Annotated in this window: 19 protein-coding genes; 4 read left to right on the top strand and 15 right to left on the bottom strand. The window is 72.0% G+C overall.

Annotated elements, in window-relative coordinates; genetic code table 11:
* Positions 1-10: 10 nt before the first annotated feature.
* The 3 genes from VGT06_03690 to VGT06_03700 all read right to left on the bottom strand — a co-directional run bounded on the left by VGT06_03690 (position 11) and on the right by VGT06_03700 (position 2,315).
* Positions 11-952, bottom strand: coding sequence for an LD-carboxypeptidase (locus VGT06_03690; GenBank protein ID HEV8662234.1), 942 nt, complete (start codon positions 950-952; stop codon positions 11-13).
* Positions 953-1,047: 95 nt separating this feature from the next.
* Positions 1,048-1,851 carry a DUF3891 family protein gene (locus tag VGT06_03695; GenBank protein ID HEV8662235.1) on the bottom strand — a complete coding sequence of 268 codons (804 nt, stop codon included), beginning with the start codon at positions 1,849-1,851 and terminating at the stop codon, positions 1,048-1,050.
* Positions 1,848-2,315: a MaoC family dehydratase gene (locus VGT06_03700; GenBank protein HEV8662236.1), complete on the bottom strand. Its 468-nt coding sequence runs from the start codon at positions 2,313-2,315 to the stop codon at positions 1,848-1,850. Before VGT06_03700 ends, VGT06_03695 begins: the two co-directional genes overlap by 4 nt.
* 86 nt (positions 2,316-2,401) lie before the next feature.
* Between VGT06_03700 and amrB the strand changes: the two genes are divergently transcribed.
* Positions 2,402-3,622, top strand: coding sequence for an AmmeMemoRadiSam system protein B (amrB, locus tag VGT06_03705; GenBank protein HEV8662237.1), 1,221 nt, complete (start codon positions 2,402-2,404; stop codon positions 3,620-3,622).
* A gap of 72 nt (positions 3,623-3,694) precedes the next feature.
* On the opposite strand, the gene VGT06_03710 is transcribed toward amrB, so the two are convergent.
* Positions 3,695-4,000 carry an RNA-binding protein gene (locus VGT06_03710; GenBank protein HEV8662238.1) on the bottom strand — a complete coding sequence of 102 codons (306 nt, stop codon included), beginning with the start codon at positions 3,998-4,000 and terminating at the stop codon, positions 3,695-3,697.
* A 346-nt stretch (positions 4,001-4,346) separates the two neighbouring features.
* On the opposite strand from VGT06_03710, the gene VGT06_03715 reads away from it, so the two are divergent.
* Both VGT06_03715 and VGT06_03720 read left to right on the top strand, forming a co-directional pair.
* Entirely contained in the window at positions 4,347-5,012 is a 666-nt protein-coding gene (locus tag VGT06_03715) for an aquaporin (protein HEV8662239.1), read from the top strand.
* Between the two features lie 33 nt (positions 5,013-5,045).
* Positions 5,046-6,071 (top strand): DHH family phosphoesterase, encoded by a 1,026-nt coding sequence (locus VGT06_03720; GenBank protein ID HEV8662240.1) that lies wholly within the window; start codon positions 5,046-5,048, stop codon positions 6,069-6,071.
* Between the two features lie 6 nt (positions 6,072-6,077).
* Here the strand turns inward: VGT06_03720 and VGT06_03725 are convergent, their stop codons facing one another.
* The 3 genes from VGT06_03725 to VGT06_03735 form a co-directional block, all read right to left on the bottom strand.
* On the bottom strand, positions 6,078-6,740 hold the full coding sequence (locus VGT06_03725; protein HEV8662241.1) for an LON peptidase substrate-binding domain-containing protein: 663 nt from the start codon (positions 6,738-6,740) through the stop codon (positions 6,078-6,080).
* 8 nt (positions 6,741-6,748) lie between these two features.
* Complete coding sequence (locus tag VGT06_03730) at positions 6,749-7,267, bottom strand: O-methyltransferase (protein HEV8662242.1); 519 nt, start codon at positions 7,265-7,267, stop codon at positions 6,749-6,751.
* 107 nt (positions 7,268-7,374) lie between these two features.
* Complete coding sequence (locus VGT06_03735; GenBank protein ID HEV8662243.1) at positions 7,375-7,950, bottom strand: DUF1802 family protein; 576 nt, start codon at positions 7,948-7,950, stop codon at positions 7,375-7,377.
* Positions 7,951-8,119: 169 nt separating this feature from the next.
* On the opposite strand from VGT06_03735, the gene VGT06_03740 reads away from it, so the two are divergent.
* Positions 8,120-9,583, top strand: coding sequence for an MDR family MFS transporter (locus VGT06_03740; GenBank protein ID HEV8662244.1), 1,464 nt, complete (start codon positions 8,120-8,122; stop codon positions 9,581-9,583).
* Between the two features lie 228 nt (positions 9,584-9,811).
* Here VGT06_03740 and VGT06_03745 read toward each other — a convergent pair whose 3' ends face one another.
* The 8 genes from VGT06_03745 to VGT06_03780 form a co-directional block, all read right to left on the bottom strand.
* The gene (locus VGT06_03745) at positions 9,812-10,054 is read right to left on the bottom strand and encodes a hypothetical protein (protein HEV8662245.1); all 243 of its coding nucleotides are present in this window, start codon (positions 10,052-10,054) and stop codon (positions 9,812-9,814) included.
* Between the two features lie 151 nt (positions 10,055-10,205).
* Positions 10,206-11,261, bottom strand: a complete 1,056-nt coding sequence (locus VGT06_03750) for a DUF362 domain-containing protein (protein HEV8662246.1) — start codon at positions 11,259-11,261, stop codon at positions 10,206-10,208.
* Between the two features lies 1 nt (position 11,262).
* Positions 11,263-12,510 carry an arsenic resistance N-acetyltransferase ArsN2 gene (gene arsN2 / locus VGT06_03755; protein ID HEV8662247.1) on the bottom strand — a complete coding sequence of 416 codons (1,248 nt, stop codon included), beginning with the start codon at positions 12,508-12,510 and terminating at the stop codon, positions 11,263-11,265.
* Complete coding sequence (locus tag VGT06_03760; GenBank protein HEV8662248.1) at positions 12,507-13,022, bottom strand: MarR family winged helix-turn-helix transcriptional regulator; 516 nt, start codon at positions 13,020-13,022, stop codon at positions 12,507-12,509. Before VGT06_03760 ends, arsN2 begins: the two co-directional genes overlap by 4 nt.
* A gap of 179 nt (positions 13,023-13,201) precedes the next feature.
* Positions 13,202-13,489 (bottom strand): hypothetical protein, encoded by a 288-nt coding sequence (locus VGT06_03765; GenBank protein HEV8662249.1) that lies wholly within the window; start codon positions 13,487-13,489, stop codon positions 13,202-13,204.
* 11 nt (positions 13,490-13,500) lie between these two features.
* A complete protein-coding gene (locus tag VGT06_03770; GenBank protein ID HEV8662250.1) occupies positions 13,501-14,151 on the bottom strand; it encodes a metallophosphoesterase family protein in 651 nt (216 codons plus the stop codon).
* Positions 14,152-14,302: 151 nt separating this feature from the next.
* A complete protein-coding gene (locus tag VGT06_03775; GenBank protein ID HEV8662251.1) occupies positions 14,303-14,509 on the bottom strand; it encodes a cold-shock protein in 207 nt (68 codons plus the stop codon).
* Between the two features lie 270 nt (positions 14,510-14,779).
* Positions 14,780-15,988 (bottom strand): MFS transporter, encoded by a 1,209-nt coding sequence (locus VGT06_03780; protein ID HEV8662252.1) that lies wholly within the window; start codon positions 15,986-15,988, stop codon positions 14,780-14,782.
* Between the last annotated feature and the right edge of the window lie 2 nt (positions 15,989-15,990).

Consider the following 15,990-nt stretch of genomic DNA (forward strand, 5'->3'; position numbering starts at 1 on the left):
AGTGGCTCCGTCAGTAGCCCAGGCTGAGGCGAGCCCGCCCGGCCCCCTCCGGACGGCAGTCCACCCAGCCGCCGAGAGGCAGGACCACATTGTCGCGGCGGTGTCCGGCGGGGATGGGACCGAAGCAGGGGACATCCGCGACGGCCGCGTACTCCTCCAGGATCTCCGCGAGCGGGCGGGAGGGCCGCCCCGGCGCCGGGCGGCAGCGGGTGAAGTCCCCGTAGAGCAGTCCGCGCAGCCCGCGAAGTTTCCCCGCGGCCCGGAGCTGCCAGAGCATCCGATCCACCCGGTACGGCTCCTCGTTGACGTCCTCCAGGAAGAGGACCCGCCCCGCCGTGCGGATCTCGTCCGGCGTCCCCAGCGAGCCGGCCACGAGGGTCAGGTTCCCCCCGGTCAGGCATCCTCGGAGCGGCGCTCGGCCGCGCCTGCCCCACCACCGCCCCAGCACGCCCAGGGTGTGGCGCCGGCCCGGGTGCAGGAGCAGGGCCCGGACGCTCTCCCGGGTCCGGCTGGACCGGAGGAGGCCGAAGTCGGGAGCCACCATGGGCCCGTGAAAGACCACAAGCCGGGCCCGCTGCAAGAGCGCCAGCAGGAGGATGGTGACGTCGCTCGACCCGACGAAGATCTTGGGATAGCGCCGGATGACGGCGAAGTCCAGATGCTCCAGGAGGCGACCCGCCCCGTACCCGCCCCGGGCACAGAAGATGCCCCGGACGTCCGGGTCGGTCACCATGGCCATGATGCCGGTGGCCCGCAGGGCGTCCGGCCCCGCCAGGTAGCCCCACCGCGCGTCGAGGTTCGGTGCCAGCCGCACGGCAAAAGGGCCGAGGCGCTCCAGCGCGCGCAGCCCGCGCCTGAGCGGCCCGCGCGCCGGGGGGCCCGAGGGAGCCACAACCCCCAGGGTGTCCCCCGGATGCAGGCAGGGGGGAACCCGGAGGCCCCGCTCAGCCACGGCCCGATCTCGCGCGGCCGCCCCGGTTTTTCGTCGCCACGCCCCTCGCTGCCGGCATCGCCAGGCCGCCACGTTACCAGCGGAGGTCAGCGGGGTCAAGCCCCTCCGCTCCCCGAGCGGAGGGTGAAGGTCAAGCCCCGCTCCGGGGCGCGGGTCCACGCGGCGTGAAGCGCCGCCGGATCGGGAAGCCGGGTCGCGGGGAGCAGGCGTCCGGTGACCGAGAAGCGACCCGGGGCCTCGGTGAAGGGATAAGGCCTGAGCAAGGCACCTCCCGCCTCCGGCGTGAACTCGAGATCGGTCCGCCGCAGCCCCTCACCGAGCGGGACTGCGGTGAAGGTCTGGGCCTCCGTGGCGCCGCAACAGAGCAGGAGGGAGAGCGCGTCCAGGAACTGCAGGAGGCGGAAGTTGGTCGTCAGGCGGGCCCTGGCGACCGCCTCCCGGTACCGGGAGCGCGTCGCGAGGCCCTCCCGCAGGGCCGCCTGCAGGCGCTCCTGCTCCGCGAGGAACGTCCGGACGGCGGCCCGATCCGCCTCCGGCGTGCGGGCCGCCTTCTCGAGTCGGAAGCGCATCAGGGCGGCGCCGTGCATGCTGACCAGGAGCCCCGCGTAGGGGTTCCGTTCCAGCATCCGCTGCACCCCGCGCCGCCAGATGACCAGATGGTCCGCGACCGACATCTCGGTGAAGTGGACCGGGCAGCCGGCTGCCGGGTCGAGGCCCGGGGCCGCCTCCCACTCCGCCCAGCCGTTGTCGTGCTCGGCCACCGCCTGGAGGACCTCGGTCCTCGGCTCCGGAGGAAGAAAGGGGGTCCGTCCCCAGGCCTCGGCCATCGCGCCGGCGAGACGGGCATGCTCGGGCTGGCCGATGCAGAGCCAGTACGAATTCAGCGCGCGGCGGATCATCCCGCCTCCGGCGGCGCGGGTGGCAAGGGCGCGGGCGGCGCGGGGCGGCGCGGCGGCACCACCGTGGCCCCACCCCGCAGGACCACATCCCCCCGTTGATTCACCCCGACCACGTCCAGGGTGATCCAGTGGCGCCCCGGGTCCTTGGCGACCACGGTCCCCGTCAGCGTCACCGTATCGGCGAAGAAGACGGGGGCGACGTACTCGATGCTGAACCCGGCCCCGATGGTCCCAGGACCGGGCAGGCAGGTGCCGGCGAGCGTCGGAATCATGCTCGCGGTCAGGACCCCGTGGACGATCCGCCGGCCGAAGTGGGTCGTCCGGCAGTAGGCCTCGTCCAGGTGGAGGGGATTGGCGTCCCCGATCAGGCGGGCGCAGCGGGCCGTCTCCTGTTCCGTCCAGGTCCGGACGAGGGTGGCGCGGTCTCCCAGGCGGATCTCGTCAAACGTGCGCGATGGCTCCACGGCCCCCTCCTCGCGCGCGCAGGGCGCGCCCGGGTTGAACCTACCGGACCAAGCGCGTAGAATGCAACCGGTCCACCGGAGTGCCCATGGAGAGACCGCGGCTCCGCCCGATCGACGCCTTCCCCACCGAGGTGGACGGGACCCCGGCCCTGTGCCTGCGGGACCCGCAGGGCCTCACCGACCGGGTCCTCTTCCTCCCCCTGGCGGCCGTCGAGATCCTCCAGCATCTGGACGGGACCCACAGCATCCTGGACATCCAGGCCGCTTGGGTCCGGCGGCACGGGGATTTCCTCTTCCGGGAGCAGGTGGAGGAGCTCCTCGCGCTCCTGGACGAGCACCTGCTCCTGGATACCCCGCGCGCGGCCGCCGCCCGCGAGGCCGCGGAGCGGGAGTTCAGCGCCGCCCCCGTGCGCCCCGCCTTTCACGCCGGCCGCGCCTACGACGCCGACCCGGCCCGCCTCCGGGCGACCCTCGACAGCTTCTTCACGAGCCCCGAGGGCCCGGGGGTGCCGGGGCCCCCGCGCGGGACGAGGCTGCAGGCGGTGCTCGCCCCCCACATCGACTTCGCCCGGGGGGGCCCCACATACGCCTGGGCCTACCGGGCGGTCGTGGAGGCCGCGGAGGCGGACACCTTCATCGTGCTGGGGACGGCCCACTCGCCCCTCGGAGGCCGCTTCTCTCCCGGCCGGAAGGACTTCGCCACGCCCTTCGGGCCCCTCGAGACCGACCGGGGGTTCGTCGACCGGCTGGTCGCGCGCACCGGGGGGGACGGCATCGTGCTGGATGACTTCGTCCACCGAGCGGAGCACTCCATCGACTTCCAGGCGGTCTTCCTCCAGTACCTGTACGCGGGAAGGCGACCGATCCGTCTGGTCCCGATTCTGTGCGGGACCCTCTCGGACTTCGTCCTGACGGGGATGTCCCCGGCGGATGACCCGGTGGTTCGCCGCTTCGTGACGGCCCTGCAGGAGACCATCGGAACGGCGAAAGGGCGGATGTGTCTGGTGGGAGGGGTGGACCTGGCCCACCTCGGGCCCCGCTTCGGGGACCCGAAGCCCCTCACGGCCGCGCACCTCCGGCGGGCAGCCCAGGACGACGCGGCGATGCTGCAAGCGGTCACGGCCGGAGATGCGGAGGGATTCTTCTGCTTCGTCCAGCAGGAGCGGGACCGTCGGCGGATCTGCGGCCTCTCCCCCATCTACATCCTGCTGAAAGTCCTGGAGGGGGCGAAGGGCACACTCCTCCGCTACAGCCAGTGGCCGGACCCGCAGGGAACAGTGACCTTCGCCGGCCTGACCTTCCCGTGACGACAGGGCGGGCAGGGGAGGGGCGCGGTCGGTTGGGCAACGCGGAAGCGGGGGAAGAAGGGGCCGGAGACCTCAGAACCGGCCGCCCCGCTCGGGGCCTCGGCCGGGCGGCCCGACCCCGCGGTCCCGCTCGGGAGGCCGGGCCTCGTTGACGACGAGCTGGCGGCTCTTCAGGGCATGCCCGTTGAACAGGGAGATGGCCTTCTGCGCCTCCTCGTCCGTGGCCATCTCCACGAAGCCGAAGCCCCGCGACTGGCCGGTGTAGGCGTCGGTGATGATCTTCACCGAGGCGACTGAGCCCGCCTGGGCGAACAGATCGCGCAGATCGGCCTCCGTTGCCTGGTAGGACAGGTTCCCCACGTACAGTCTCCGTGCCATGCGCTCTCCTCCCTCTCCCCTTCCCGGTCCGCCAGACGCAAAAAACCCCTCAAAGGTATCTCAGTCCTTTGAGGGGCACGCGCTCACGGGAATCGTCCTGTCCTGGGGGGTCCCACGGTGAGAACTGCGGCCCCAAGGTAGTCGAGGCCCCCGGGCGTGTCAAGGCAAATCCCACCCGCAGCGGCCACCCCGTCCAGGCGGGCGCCGGCGGCACGCCGGCCGTGCGGGAGCAAGGAGTCGGCCCTTGACACCTCCAGGTGCGCCCCCCCATTATCGGCCTGTTGCCCCGCGGCCCGCGGCCTCGGGCGCCCCCGCCCCCACTGCGCCATCCAAGGAGGCACAGCTCATGAGCGCGTTCGTCGCGGAGCTGGTCGGGACCTTCACGCTCGTCTTCGTGGGTGCCGGCGCCATCATCCTGGACGCCCACACGCGTGGCGGCGTCGCGCTGCTCGGCATCGCCGTCGCCCACGGCCTTGCCCTCGGCGTCGCGGTCACCATCACCGGCCCCACCTCCGGCGGGCACCTGAACCCCGTCGTCACGGCCGCCATGCTGGCCACGAAGCGGATCGCCCCCGGCAAGGCGGGAGGCTACATCGTCGCCCAGCTCCTGGGGGCCACGGTGGCCGGGGTCCTCCTGAAGGGACTCTATCCCGCCGAGGCGGTGGCCCGGAGTACGCTGGGGACCCCCACCCTCGGCCCCGGTGTCACCTTCGGCCAGGGGATCGTCATCGAGGCGATCCTGACGTTCCTCCTCCTCTTCACCATCTTTGCGGTCGCGGTGGATCCGCGGGGGCCCCAGCAGATCGGCGGCTTCTGCATCGGGCTCACGGTCGCCTTCGACATCCTGGCCGGCGGGCCCCTGACGGGGGCCGCCATGAACCCGGCCCGGGCCTTCGGCCCGGCCCTGGCGGCCGGCTTCTGGGACAACCACCTCGTCTACTGGAGCGGCCCCGCCCTGGGAGGCCTGCTGGGGGCGTTCCTCTATGAGGGCCTGATTCTGCCCCGGAAGTAGCCCCCGGCGACCCCGGCCGGTGCCAGCCCCACCATGACGATCCTCAGCGAACAGAAGCTCACCCGCCTCCGGGAGCTGCTCCCCCAGCACCCCCGGATGCTCATCCTCACCCACGACAACCCCGATCCCGACTCCCTGGCCAGCGCTGCGGCCCTCCACTTCCTGCTGGCGGAGCTGTGCGGGGCCGAGGGCGTCCTCGCCTTTGGGGGAATCGTGGGACGCGCCGAGAACCGCGCCCTGCTGCGCTACCTCCCCATCAAAGCGCAGCCGGTGGAAGCCCTTTCCTTCGAGGAGTTCGACCTGGTCGCCCTGGTGGACACCCAGCCCCGCACCGGAAACAACTCCCTCCCCCCCGACCGGCTCCCCGGCATCGTCATCGACCATCACCCCCTGCGCCGCCAGACGCGGCAGGTGCCGTTCCGCGACATCCGGCGCGGCTACGGGGCCACCTCAACCATTCTCACCGAGTACCTGCAGGCCGCGGGGATCAGCTCCGAGGCCCGGCTGGCCACCGCCCTCTTCTACGCCATCCGCTCGGAGACGCAGGACCTCGGCCGCGAGGCCTCCCGGGCCGACGTGGAGGCGGCACGGTACCTCTACCCGTTCACGAACCGCCGTTTGCTCTCTCGGATCGAGTACTCGCGGGTCCCCCCCGAGTACTTCCGGGCCCTGGGCCGGGTCCTGAAGCGCGCCACGATCCACGACGGCGTGGTCGTCTCCCGTCTGGGAGAGCTGGAGTACCCCGACATGGTGGCGGAGATGGCCGACCTCCTCCTCCGGCTGGAGGACGCGCGGTGGGCCATCTGCCTCGGGACCTACGGGGAGAGCCTCTTCCTGTCGCTCAGGACCTCGGAGGGGGACGTCAACGCCGGGGCGTTCATCCGGAGGGCGGTTGGGCGGACGGGGGCGGCCGGGGGACACGGCATGATGGCGGGAGGGCGGATCCGCCTCAAGGACCGGGGGGCGAAGGCAGTGGCCCGGCTGGAGGAGCGGCTGATCCGGCGGTTCCTCCGGGCGCTCAAGATCCCGCCGGGCCCCGGCGTCCGGCTGGTTCCCTGAGCAGCGTCAGTTCCAGCGGCCGCCCTCCGCGGCGCAGTCGCCCCCGCCGTAACGCGCCAGCAGCGCCTCCGAGACCGCCGCCGTCACCAGGCCCAGGCGGTCCCCCAGGTCCAGGGTCTCCAGGATCCGCTGACGCTGGGCGGCCCCCACGACGACCACGGAGGCCACCCGGTCAATCAGCGCCGCGGGGCTGGGCGCCTCCGTCGCCAACCGGCTGAGCGCCCGCTCGCCCCGCCCGACCTCCCTCAGCAGACGCAGGTACGAAGCCGTGAGGGCCTCGAGGCCCCGCTGGATTGGGGCGGACCCGGCGTCGGGGAGCCGGTCCTCCAGCACGCGGCAACGGACCAGCCGATAGGCGCCGGGAGCGGGGAGCTCCTCCTCGATGAGGACCCGGGCGAACCCCTCCAGGAGGATATTGGACCTCCCGTCCGGCAGCCGCTCCGCCTCCACCACCTGCCCCGCCCCGGCCACGGTGTGGATCGGCGGCCGCCCGGAGTATTCCCGCTCCCACCCCGGCAGGAGCCTCACCACCACCATCCGCTTCTCCCCCGCCAGACAGTCGGCCAGCATGGCCCGGTAGCGCGGCTCGAAGACGTGGAGCGGCAGGAGCGTATGGGGGAACAAAACCGTCTCGGGGAGGGGAAACAGCGGGAGGGTGAGCGGGGCCACGCGACTCCTCAGCGGCGGAGACTCAGCCCCACGCCGTCCCGGAGGGGGAGGATGACGGTGAGGAGCTCGGGCGAAGCGTAGAGCAGGCGCGTGTACTCCTGCACGGCCCGGGTGCTGGGGGCGGGCGGCTCCTCCGTGGCCACTCGCCCGGACCACAGGAGGTTGTCGGTGATGAGCAGGCCGCCCGGCCGAAGCCGGGGCAGGAGCTTGGGGAAGGCGGGCGGGTACTGCTCCTTGTCTATATCATTGAAGATGAGGTCGAAGGGGCCCGGCGTCCGGTCGAGAAGCGCCAGGGCATCGCCCACTTCGAAGCGGACCCGGTCCGCGATCTCCGCCCGCCGGAAGACCTCGGCCGCAATCGCCGCGTTCTCCGCCGAGCCGTCCACGCAGAGCAGGGTGCCGTCCCGTTCCATTCCCCGCGCCAGCCAGAGCGCCGAGTAGCCGAACCCCGAGCCCACCTCCAGGATCCGGCGCGCCCGGACGAGCTGCGCGCACAGCTCGAGCAAGCGGCCGACCAGGGGCCCCACGATGGGAAACCCGCGCTCCGCCGCGGACGCCTCCAGCTCCCCGAACAGGGGATCGGGGCCCGCCGGCAGGCCCTGCAGGTACGCCTCGACGAGGGGAGGGAGGAGGGTCAGTCCGCCTTGAGGATGGCCTTGACCGCGGCCACCCGCCCCGCGAAGGCGGCGTCGGACAGGACCGGAACGGCGCCGCCGGTGGCGACCGGAGCCTCCAGGGTGACCCACGATTTACACCCCCGGTATTCTGGGGTCTCCACCACCTCCGTCGCCCGAGGGAGCCGGTGGACCCGCAGGAGCATCAAGTAGAGCGGCGTGCCGGGCCGGTAGTGGAAACGCATGTCCACGTAGGCGGGCGTCCAGAGGTGGTGCTCGGCGAGCTTGTGGAGGCGGGCGAGGTCGGTCGCTTCCAGCACCTCGCCGACCATCGCGTAGGTGTCCAGGACAATCCGCTCGACGGTCCAGGGCGGCGGAGCCGCGGCAGCGAAGTCCGCGTGAAACTCCGGCCGGACGTGCTCGCGCTGCTGGTGGACGTAGGTCGGGTAGAAGACGAACTCGGGGTGATCCACCCGGAACTCTCCCCCCTCCTCCGCAATCCCCCCCTTGCGCAGAAGGACGATCTGCCTCCCCTCCCGCAAGGCGTTCACCACCACCGCCCACTCCTTGAGCGCGATCCGATTCTCCTGGAGCACGACGCCCCCTCCTCCCTCGCCCGGTGATACTCCATCCGCGGAGCGGGTGTCAAGGCGCCGGGGGGATTTGCCTGGCTGCCCCCGGCAAGGGCCGTTATACTCGGCGGGCGGCGGACCCCCCCGGCGGCAACGGGCAGGCCCGAAGCCCCACGCGCACGCGGAGGATTGGATGGAAGTCCGGAAGGGGCTCGTGGTCCTGGCCGTGTGCCTGGGGATGCTCCTCGCCGCCCTGGACGCCACCATCGTGGGGACCGCCATGCCCACCGTCGCGGCCAGCCTGGGCGGCCTCCCCCTCTATGCCTGGGTCTTCTCCATCTACATGCTGGCCGCCACAACCTCCATGCCCCTCTTCGGGAAGCTCTCGGACCTCCACGGTCGGCGGCGCCTCTTCCTGGCCGCCATCGGGATCTTCACCGCCGGCTCCGCCCTCTGCGGGGGGGCGGCCTCGATGTCGCAGCTGATCGCGGCCCGGGCCATCCAGGGGCTCGGGGCCGGCGGCATCTTCGCGCTGTCGCAGGCCATCTTCGGGGACCTCTTCTCCCCCGCGGAGCGGGGACGGATGCAGGGCTACCTCGCCTCCGTCTGGGGCCTGAGCAGCATCGTGGGCCCGCTCCTCGGGGGGCTCATCGTGGATACGCTCGGCTGGCGCTGGACCTTCCTGGTGAACGTCCCCCTCGGGGCCTTCGCCGCCGTCATGATCCAGCATGGCATGACAGGGGCGCTCGCCCGCGGGAGCCGGCGCCCGCTGGATCTCCCCGGAGCCTTCGCCCTCACGGGTGCCATCCTGGCCCTCCTGCTGGCCGCGCTCCGCCTCGGAGAAACGGGGACCCTTGCCGCCCCCGGGACGCTATTCCCCCTCGCCCTCTTCGGCCTGCTGAGCGGGATCCTGCTCCACCTCGAGCGCCGCGCTCCGGAGCCGGTCCTGCCCCTCCGCCTCTTCGAGAGCCGGGCCTTCAGTGCCTCCATCCTCGTTGGCATCTTCTCGGGGGTGGGGATGTTCGGCGCCATCTCCTTCCTCCCCCTGTTCGTCCAGGGGGTGCTGGGCGGGAGCGCCACCGCCGCCGGCTCGGTCCTGACCCCCATGAGCCTCGGATGGTCCTCGGGCAGCACGCTCGGGGGACGGGTCGTCAACCGGACGGGCTACCGGGCGCTGGGCCTGACGGGGATGACCCTGATGGCCGGGGCGTACCTGCGCATCGCGGCCCTGACGGAGGGATCCACCCTCTGGGGGATCATCGGGACCGTGTTCGTCCTGGGCCTGGGCATGGGGTTCGTCACCGTGACGACCGTCGTGGCGGTCCAGAACGCGGTGCGGCGGGAGGACCTGGGCATCGCCACCACCGCTCCCTTTTTCTTCCGCAGCATCGGTGCCACCGTGGGAGTGGCGCTCATGGGGGCGATGCTGACGCGTCGCCTGGGAACCGGCGCCGGCGGCGCGCTCCTCCGCCTCGAACCCACCCTCGCGCTCCAGGCGTTCGCGGGGCTGCGGGGCACCCTGGCCGCGGCCCTCTCCGCCGCCTTCGCCGTCGGCCTGGTCACCTGTTTCCTCGGCCTCGCCGCGAGTCTCCTGCTCCCGAACACGTCGCCCACGCGCGGCGCACCGGCCCCCGCCTCGCCGCGGCTCGAGGCATGACTCTCTCGCGCCGAGTCCAGGAATGATATCGGGGGAGGACCCCCCACGCCCTATTCGGCGGGAAGCTCCAACGGCTTCAGAAGACCGACGCTTCCGGTAGGGCTCCGGCGACTCACCGGAACCAGTCGTCGATTGTCCGGAGACCGCCCCGGAGGGCCAAGCCAGCGGTGAGCCCGGCTGCCAGAGAGAGGAGGATCGGCCAGCGTCAGTCCCGGTTCATCGGCGTGCTCACCGGCTGTCCTTGAGTTGTTTGATCTCTTCGCGCAGGTCACGAACCTCTTGCGCTAACTGGGCCACCTCGCCGCCCCCCGCGCTTCTATGGCCGCCCATGCACATGAACGGCCGCCCTCCGCCCATCGCGCGGACCAGCGCGATGACGAACACGAGGGCGATCGACAAGCCAATCAGGGGGAAGATCCACCAGAACCCTCCCATCGGCGGCCCCCACCACCCCGGTCCCCACATGGCCATTTCCTCCTCTCCATCAGTGCCAAGGTCACCGTCTTCCCAATTTGCATCGGCAATGCCAGTGAGTGGGAGCGACAATTCAACAGGTTAGGGGACAGCGTCCGGCTCCGGGGTGAGGACACCATGCCCCAGGCGGGGTGCCTGCGCCCCACCGCTACGCGGCTCCGACCTCCGCGCGGACGCGGTCGAGGAGCGGCGCGAAGGCGGGATCGCCCGCCGTGAGATCCCGCGCCACGATCTCCACCTCGACACCGCTCTGCACCCCGAGGCCGAGCGCGATCGCCCGTCGGATCTGGCCCTGGTCCCAGACCCCCTTTCCCACCACGTGATCGGCCTTCCCGTAGTGCTTGAGGATCCCGAGACCCACCGCGTCCAACGCCACCGGGTCGGTGCCGGCCAGGATGCACCCGGGGCGCACCACGTCGCCGGACCAGGGGCCGCCGCTCGCCATGACCGTGAGGGCGTCGGCCACGTACAGGCGGGGGTGGACCGCCAGGTTCAGCTCGGCGACCACCTCCTCCCAGGCCGAGCCCCCGTAGGCCCAGGGCTTGTTCCGCGCGTGGACGACCCCGACCGTGTTCTTCAGGGCGAAGCTGTAGGAGGCCGAGCGGTGCGCCTTCAGGACCGGGACGCTGACGAGCCGCTCCGCCTCGTAGACCGCCCGCGCGACGTGAAAGGCCGTGGCGTGGCGGGCCCGAGGCGGCCGGACCTCGACCCAGTCGCCCTCCTCGAGGGCCAGAAGATCGGCCCCGGCGGCCGCCGCGACGGCCGCCATCCCGGTGGCCTCCAGGTTCGGACGGGTCGGGAGGCTCACGACCGCGGACATGTCTCCCATGCTGAGGCGCGAGGCGCCGGTCTCCCTCAGCAGGGCGAGGAGCGCCGCCACCACGCGGGGATCGGTCGTTGCGGGCGGCGGCCTGCCGGACACGACGTTCGGCTTCACGAGAACCTGTCGCCCCCGGCAATCCAGGGCGGCCAGGCCGTCCACCAGGGCGACGGCCTCCCGAACGCCCGCCGCCACGCCGTCGGCGCGGACGATCGCCACGCGCCGTTTCGCGCCGACGGCGGCAGGCGGTACCGGGCGTGGCGGGACCACCTCCCCGCCGGGGGAGAAGAGAAACTGCCGCAGGACCGCGCGGCACTGGGGGAAGAAGAGCGCCGAAGCGGCGAGGCCGCCGAGGGCCAGAAGATGGCGGCGGGTCAGCCGCACCTTACAGGTCCTTCGCCATCAGGGCCGCAGAGGCGGGGCAGCACCCCGTGAGCTCCGGCGACGAGCGGAGGGCGGCGGGCACCGTCTCGCGCGGCACCCGGGTGAACTCCCAGGCTCGGCAGCGGGCCTCGATCGTCTCCGTGAGGAGATAGGCCCGCTTGACACCCCTGGCCCGGGCAACTGCCTCCAGCGCGCGGAAGAGGCGCTCGCCGATCCCCCGGTGCCGCGCGTCCGGCCGGACGACCAGCGAGCGGAAGAGGGCGACCTCGCCGGCCCGCTCCATCCCCACCCCCCCCACCACGGTCCCGGCCTCCTCCGCCACCAGGAAGTCCCCGAGGTGCTCCGCCACGCCGGCCGTCGGGAGGCGCGCCTCCTCGAGCAGGGCGAGAATGGCCGGCAGATCCCCCGCCCCGGCCGCCCGGACCGTGGGCCCGTCCGCCCCGCCCGGTTTGCGCGCGGAGAAGCTCGCACTCCAGACCTTGCCGGCGAGATCCTCCGCCCGAACCCCGGAGGCCGCCCCGCATCCGCACGCCCCCTCCGGCGCCCCCGCCAGGGCCGCGACCTGTCCGGCCTCGTAGGGGAGGCGGGAGACGACCCGCACGTCCGCGAAGCCCGCCGCCGCGAGCCCGGCCACGTACTGCCCCTCGCTGATCGCGCCCGCGAGGCAGCTCGACCAGGCCGTGAGATCCGCCCGCACCGGCTCCGGCAAGCCCTCCGCGACCACGTCTGAGATCAGGAGCCGGCCTCCAGGCCGCAGGACCCGGTGGATCTCCCGAAAGACGGCGGGCTTGTCGGGCGAGAGGTTGATCACGCAGTTGCTGATAATCCAGTCCACCGAGGCATCCGTCACGGGCAGGCGCTCCGCCTCCCCCAGGCGGAACTCCACGTTGGTCTGTCCCGCCGCGGCGGCGTTCGCTTCGGCCCGCCGGAGCATCTCGGGGGTCATGTCCACTCCGATGACGCGCCCCGCAGGCCCCACGCGCTCCGCCGCCAACAGGCAGTCGATCCCCGCCCCGGAGCCGATGTCCAGGACCGTCTGCCCCGGCTCGACGCCGGCGAAGGCCAGGGGGTTGCCGCAGCCGAAGGCGCTCAGGACGGCCTGCGGCGGCAGGTCCTTCAGCTCGTCCACCCCGTACCCCGCCGCCTGGAACGTCACCGAGGGGGACGAACCACAGCATCCGCTCCCCTCCTGGACCGCCTGCGTGTAGCGCGCCCGGACTGCCGCCTTGATCTCCTCCTCAGTCCTCATCCTGATCCTCCCGCCCGGCGAGTCGCTCCGGGCCCCCCGGAGACCGGGCCACACCCCTCGGGCCCACACCCGTCCTGCCACCGCGTCACGGCCTCGACGAGGCCCTCCAGCGTCTTCAGCACCGCCTCCCGCTCCACCCGGGCCAGAGGGGAAAGGAGCGCGCGCTGGGTCTCCACCAACTCCGCCCGGATCCGACCGAGGAGGCTCCTGCCCCGGGGCGTGATCGCGATCCGAACCTCCCGGCGGTCCCCCGTGCCCCGCCGCCGGCGGGCTAGGCCCTTCCGCTCCAGGGGCTCCAGGATGCGCGTCACGGTGCTGACCGCCAGGAAGAGGTGCCGGGCCAGGGCCGTGACAGTCAGCTCGCCGCCGTCCGTCAGGGCATCCAGGGCGTAGCACTGGGTCACGGAGAGCCCGTGGCAGCAGATGGCGTTCCGGTCGCGGAACTGGTAGCGCCGCGACAGCTCCTTCGTGATCCGGTGCATCCGTTCGGCCGCGGCCGTGACCTCGTCCATAGCCCCCTCAGAGATTAGTTGTATCTTACAAGTAATCTCTCCCACCCCCCGGTGTCAAGGAAAATCTCGGGGAGCCGTGGAGGGGAGCCGGTGGGTTTCAGCGAGCAGGGATGATCACGCCCGCTCCAGGCCGTCGCCGGAGGGGGGGAGCCGTCAGGGCCGGCAAGGCGAGGCCACCCTCAATCCCCATCCCTGCCCCGCTCCCAGCGGCGGCGGGCGTAGTAGCACCGATCGCAGAATCCGCGCCGGGGATCCTCAGCGTCAATCCACATGTCGAGCGCCGGGAACAGTTCTCGACATCCCTGGCAGGGAAGGCGGTCTTGCCGCTCCCGGGTCGGGCGGGCCGGGGCCACGACGCTCCGGGGAAGGACCGGCTGGACGAGGACGCGGCCGTCCGCCAGGGTGCGGACCGCCAGGGTCTGGCTTCCCCAGCGGACGACGTACGCGCGCCCCGGGCGCCCCCGCATCCTGGTCATGCCTAGAAGAAGCCCCGGCCGAGCCCCCGAACCTGGATGAGCTCCCGGTCCGGCAGCTTCAGGCAAGTCAGCTTGCCCCCGTACACGCAGCCGGTGTCGATCCCGATCCGGTCCTCCCGCATCAGGACCTCCCGCATCGGGGTATGGCCGAAGACGACCGGCTTCTCAAAGCGGCCAATGAAGTGGAAGAACTCGTGCCGGATCCAGACCAGGTCCTCCAGGGTCTGCCGGTCCAGGGGGACCAGCGGCCGGATCCCCGCATGCACGAAGAGGAAGTCCGGTGTGTCGTAGTAGGGGCGGAGGTTCTTGAAGAAGGTGAGATGGGCTTCCGGAATGACGGGCGACTCCCCATAGGACCGGAGGGTCTCCTCCCCCCCGTTGAGGAGATAGAGGGCCTCCTGCTTTCCTTCCAGGTAGTCCAGCAGCATCTTCTCGTGGTTCCCGATCAGGAAGGTGGTCCGCCCCGGCAGCTCCCGCACCAGCTCCACCACCTCCCGAGACTGGGGCCCCCGGTCGATGTAATCGCCGATGAAGACCAGCTCGTCCGCGGAGCCGGGCCCGATCTTGTCCAGGAGGCGCTGCAGCGGGATGAGACACCCGTGCACGTCCCCGATGACATAGCGGGTCCCACCCGCTGCGCTCCCCTCGCTCATCATCCCTCCCGCGGGCCCCGCGCCGGCGCCCGTGCCGCCCTACTCTACGGGAAACGTCGGAGAGGGGTCAAGGCGAGCGGGAGCTGGCGGCAGAAAAAGCACACCCCGGCGGGGCTCCCCCCGCCGGGGTGTGCGCGTGGTCCTTCCGCAATCAGGCGGTCTTGGCGACGTTGGCGGCCTGCTTGCCCTTCGGCCCGTCCACGACGTCGAACTCCACCTGCTGGCCTTCGCTCAGCGTCTTGAAGCCCTCGCCCTGGATCGCCGAGTAGTGGACGAAGACATCCGGCCCATCACTGCGCGAGATGAAGCCGTAGCCCTTCGCGTCGTTGAACCACTTCACGGTTCCCGTGCTGCGCACTGCGCTCTCCCCCCCTTCCTGTCTGGAACTGTCGGGGTCCTGTGGCCCCGAGCTGGCCCGGCCCCTGTGCGGACCGGTTCGACCCACAAAAAAAACCGCAAGAGCGTCAAGGTGCCCGGCTCTTGCGGTCTCGCCGTACCCTTCCTCTGCTCCTGTCGAAGTTGCGACCAAAACAGCCGAGAAAGTAGAGCAGCCGGGGGGAAGCTGTCAAGCAGATTCTTTGCCCGGCCAGGATTCCCGCGGCGGCGCCCGGGACGCCCGGCAGACCTGCTACCGACGCGGCGCCCCTCCGGCGGGCCGGGGGAGCCGGAGGGGGGCGACCCGCTCGAGGAGCATCGCCAGGCACGCCCCCCCCAGCAGGACCAGCGCGAAGAAGGTAAAGCAGGCCTTGAGGCCGAACGCCTCGGCGACCCAGCCGCCCAGGACCGCCGAGAGGGAGGCGATCCCCTCGTTCACCCCGAAGATCACCCCCATGGTGGTGCTCTGGAGACCCTGGCGGCTCAGTTCCGTCGCCTCGGCGTGGATGACCGGGCGCACCGCCAGCAGAACGAACCCCAGGAGGCCGCTGACCAGGAAGGCTCCCGCCGGCGAGGCCACCCGGGTCATGACCAGCGTGAGGAGCCCACCCGCGGCGAGGAGGAGGGAGAGAATGAGGGTCCGCCCGTGCCGGTCCGAGAGGCGCCCGGCCACCGGCTGGGAGAGAACTCCCAGGCCGTAGAAGACGGAGACCAGAAGCCCCGTTGCCCCGGACCCCAGACCCAGGACCTGGGCGGCGAAGAGCGGGATGAAGACCACGATCCCCTTCTGCCCCATGATCCGGAAGGTGGAGGTCAGGAGGAGGAGGAGCAGCGGCCGATTCTGGAGAATCCCGACCCGGAAGTTCCCGGCCAGTTCCCGGAGGCTCCACGGCCGCGGCGCCCGCTCGGGGAGGACCACGAACACCGCAACCGCGACCAGGAGGCCCGGGAGCGCCACGAGCTGGATCGCCTGGCGCCAGCCCATGTAGAGGGCCGCGACCCCGGTCACGAGGGGGTAGAGGCTCATCCCGAGGCTCCCCCCCACCCCGTGGCAGCCGATCGCGAAGCCCCGCTGGTCGGCAAACTCTTCTGCCAGGATCGCCACCGCCTGGGGGTGGTGGGTGCTCGCCCCCACCCCGGCCAGCACCATCAGGACGAGGATGCTGAGGTACCCTTGGGCCTGGCCGAAGGCGACGAAGGCGGCCGCCGAGAGCCCCAGCCCGGCCGCGAAGAAGATCCGGTTCTTCCCGCTCAGGTCGGAGAGGAGGGCGAGGGGGAGCTGGAGGACCGAAGAGGTGAGATTGTAGACGGCGACCAGGACACCGGCCTGCAGGGCGCCCAGGCCCAGCTCCCCCATCACCAGGGGGAGCAGGGGGAGGAAGAAGACTGCCCCCCCGTCGGTCGCCCCGTGGGCTGCCGTGATGGCGGTGAGCTTCAGGCCCCTGCTCGCGTTCCGGGTCATCG

This window comes from Candidatus Methylomirabilis sp., from assembly GCA_036000645.1.
Taxonomy (GTDB): Bacteria; Methylomirabilota; Methylomirabilia; order Methylomirabilales; family JACPAU01; genus JACPAU01.